The organism is Brevibacillus invocatus (assembly GCF_003710915.1).
Classification (GTDB): Bacteria; Bacillota; Bacilli; order Brevibacillales; family Brevibacillaceae; genus Brevibacillus; species Brevibacillus invocatus.
Window position 1 is genome coordinate 1 of record NZ_RHHR01000072.1, and the last position, 3,588, is coordinate 3,588.

The following is a 3,588-nucleotide window of genomic DNA, read 5'->3' on the forward strand; positions in this document are numbered from 1 at the left end:
CTTCGCTCTGGGTTTTCTTATTTTTGCGTGCCGGTTAAAATCATGAGCTTTTGTGTAGAGTCTACCAATCTTGATGTAGTTCATATTAAGTTCATATAACTGGATTAAAGTATGAGGGAAATAATAATAGATCATGCTGAAAAAGCTCATCGCTTTGAAAAGTGATTTCATTTTCGCGACATTGGAGGTTGGAAAACGAAACGAGAGATGGCAATCGCCTAAAAACGGGTGTCCTGTTCCGATCCGACCAATTATCCCGAATCACGGATCTGGACAGGGAATGGATACAAGCGTAAAAGTGATCTGTGATCTCCGTATACGGAAAGAAGTTTATAAAAGACCAGAACCCACATCACTTCAAAATGGAACTAAAACTTTTTTTCGAATTTCAAACATGCCGGAGTTCTCAAATGACAACAGAGTACAACTCCTTTTGACCAATTGCCCAATAGAAATAAGCAGATTAAATCTTTAGGAGGATGCTTTTGAACAGCTTAGAACAAGCAGTCTCACTTGGCCCTGTATTAACGAAGATATTTCGAGATGAAGATATTATGGTGGCTGTAACAGATACGGAAAAATACATTTACTTCTCACCATCAAAGTCACTTAATGTTCCTATATCTCCTGGACAACCCTTTATAGAGGATGACTTGTTCGGAAACATAAGAAAAACGAAAGACAGGGTTGAACACATATCACCCCCAGAATATGGGCCGCCATTTAAAGCTATAGGTTTTCCATTATTCGATGAGAACGGAGTTTGGATTGGTTGTTTAGGTTTTGGCCTTAGTTTGCACAAAGAATATTTATTGAAGGAAATTATCGGGCAATTAAACAAAATCGCTACTACAATTGGAGATCAGACACATTCCATTACAGCCCATGCAGAACAGCTTTCGGCAACGATACAGGAAATGTCCGCAAATTCTACAATAGATTTAAAGAATACCGAGAATATGGATAAGGTCATAGATTTTATTCATAATGTAGCGCAGCAATCAAATTTGCTTGGTCTTAATGCTGCAATTGAAGCTGCTAGGGCTGGCGAGTACGGGAAAACATTTTCGGTAGTTGCCAGTGAGATTAGAAAGTTATCACATCATTCCGAAGACGCGTCCAAAAAAATTAGTGCCTTTTTGGGAGAAATGAGAATCTCCTTTAACAATACTTCAAACAGTATAATCGATATAAGTCAATCAGCGGATGAATTGGCTACCCATTCAGAAATATTCAGTAAGCTAATAGACGAATTGGATCAGATTAGCAAGACACTAAATATTTTCGTTACTGAATTGTTGAAAGAGAAATAAATTAGGTAGCTTTCTCTAAATTGTCTACTCATTATGCCATTATTTTTTATGACAACTGTCGAAGGAGTCGTGCTGTAACACGACTCCCCGGCACAGTAGACCGCAGACCTTTGCTAGGGCGGTCTATTTCTTTTGGTTAATCGCAGTGTTTTAGAAGTGCGCAAAATAAGATTTTCAGCATCGGCCCATACAGAGTGGAGGAGAAGTAAGGGACCTCAATGGCGAGTCAACGCACCCAAGTTTGATCTAAATTCCGCATAACAACTTCGCATTATTTCTGCCATAGCTTCCTTGTACATTTTTCTGGATTCATATGTTTTTTCGGTAATTTCTGTTAACATTGGTATTCAAGGATGTATAACTTCCTTCTGAAATGATACCAATCCAGGAGGTAATGATGGTCTATACTGCTCTGCTCCGCGGGATCAATGTCGGCGGAAAAAACAAAGTAGATATGAAAATACTTAAAAAATCATTCGAGCAAGCCGGAATGAAAAACGTCGTAACTTATATCAATTCGGGCAACATCATTTTTACAACCGCCGACCACTCCAAAAATGATATAGCGGAAATTCTCGAAAAAGCGATTCTGAATACCTTCGGATTGGATATCAAGGTGCTGGTGCTTAGTTTAGAAGACATGAAGAAAGTAATGTCCTTGCTTCCCGAATCATGGACAAACGATGATAAAATGAGGAGCGACGTCCTTTTTTTATGGGAAGATATCAATGACGAATCCGTTCTCGATCAGCTGACCTTCAAGCCGGAGATCGAAACGGTGAAGTATGCTCCAGGTGCAATTCTATGGGCGATTGACAAAATAAACGTGACGAAAGGCAGCATGACAAAGTTGGTTGGTACGAAATTGTATAAACAGTTGACGATCAGGAATGTAAATACGACACGTAAAATATATGAGCTTATGCTGGCAGCAGAAAAAAGTGGGTAGGATGATTGAGGACGAGCGCACACTGGCAATGTAGAGGTCAGCGGTTCGATCCAGCTATCTCCACCATACATACAAGCAAACGCGCCGATGAGGCGTGTTTTTTTGCATCCGATTCTTCAACATTTCTTCAGTACAGTTAAAGGTTGACATTGACAAAAATAAAGATTATGTGTAAAATTATTCCATTCGCTATTGAAAGGGTGAAGAAAAGCTGATGATCTATTAATCCTTGTAATGGAATAGTTGATGGTGATGATACTAATTTCCAGACAGGATTAATACAGGCTTTTTTTGATGTAAAAAGCAACTCGTCGCGTATGATCTATGATACTGCGCACATATGCACCGCAAATGCCGTTGTCTATGTTCATTGAGAGTTTTTGGTATATGCAAGGGTACCATCCTTCTCATTCCAGGGAGCTGGCATTACCCGACGGCTCTGTTGAAGTTGTAATCAATCTCGGGGAGGAGCAGATTCGACTCTTCAATCGAGAAAACAAAGAGCTGCTGCTTGGTCATACCATGATTTGTGGTCCGCATGTAGATTACTTTGTCATAGACACCGCCATAGAGGCGACTACAATAGGCATCCATTTTAAACCGGGTGGCATTCGCATGTTTATGAAGGAACCCCTGTTTGAGCTCCTTAATACACATGTTTCGTTAGATACTTTCTGGGGAGCAAGAGCAAATGAACTTCGAGACGAGCTGCTGGCTGCGCAAACGCCGGAAGTGATGTTCCGAGTACTGGAACGAAGATTGCTGTCATCTGCGTTGCTGCCGATGGAACGAAATCCATCGGTACTCTATGCACTGAAAGAACTGCCTCATTCTCGGGTGTCCGAAGTTATTGAACACATCGGTATGAGTCATAGGAAATTCAATCAATTATTCAAAGAAGAAATCGGCATGACGCCTAAGCAATTCAATCGCATTTTTCGGTTCCAAGAAGCAATGCGCTTGATAGGGAATGGCGATACGATCATATGGACGGATATTGCGCTCGCTTGTGGATATTATGATCAAGCTCATTTCATCAAAGATTTTCAATCCTTTTCCGGCATCAACCCAAGTGATTATCGATCCATTTCAGGAAGGCACCATAATCACGCTGCGCTCCTCAGTTAAGTTCAGAAATTTACAATACAGGATTATGCTTACAGGCTAGAATGAAAATAGTAGCCTGTTTTTTTATTCCATTAGAAAAAGCACAGCGGTGATATGTCAAGGGGTTGATTCATGCGAATTGGAAAATAATCAGCACAAATCGAACTCTTACCCGAAAAAAGGCAACACCAAACTAGATCCGCCGAATGCGTGAATGTT

4 protein-coding genes are annotated in these 3,588 nt (G+C 40.4%); all 4 read left to right on the plus strand.

Annotation, left to right across the window (positions count from 1 at the left end; all coding sequences use genetic code 11):
- The first annotated feature begins 161 nt into the window (after positions 1-161).
- The 4 genes from EDM52_RS25785 (at position 162) to EDM52_RS23700 (ending at position 3,390) form a co-directional block, all read left to right on the plus strand.
- Entirely contained in the window at positions 162-296 is a 135-nt protein-coding gene (locus tag EDM52_RS25785; RefSeq protein ID WP_122911362.1) for a tyrosine-protein phosphatase, read from the plus strand.
- Between the two features lie 189 nt (positions 297-485).
- Positions 486-1,313, plus strand: coding sequence for a methyl-accepting chemotaxis protein (locus EDM52_RS23690; RefSeq protein WP_183185337.1), 828 nt, complete (start codon positions 486-488; stop codon positions 1,311-1,313).
- 397 nt (positions 1,314-1,710) lie between these two features.
- Positions 1,711-2,262, plus strand: a complete 552-nt coding sequence (locus tag EDM52_RS23695; protein ID WP_122911364.1) for a DUF1697 domain-containing protein — start codon at positions 1,711-1,713, stop codon at positions 2,260-2,262.
- Between the two features lie 324 nt (positions 2,263-2,586).
- Complete coding sequence (locus EDM52_RS23700; RefSeq protein WP_122911365.1) at positions 2,587-3,390, plus strand: helix-turn-helix transcriptional regulator; 804 nt, start codon at positions 2,587-2,589, stop codon at positions 3,388-3,390.
- The last annotated feature ends 198 nt before the right edge of the window (positions 3,391-3,588 follow it).

Coding starts and splice junctions, on each gene's coding strand:
- EDM52_RS23695 (WP_122911364.1), top strand. CDS start 1,711: ATGGTCTATACTGCTCTGCTCCGCGGGATCAATGTCGGCGGAAAAAAC.
- EDM52_RS23700 (WP_122911365.1), top strand. CDS start 2,587: ATGATACTGCGCACATATGCACCGCAAATGCCGTTGTCTATGTTCATT.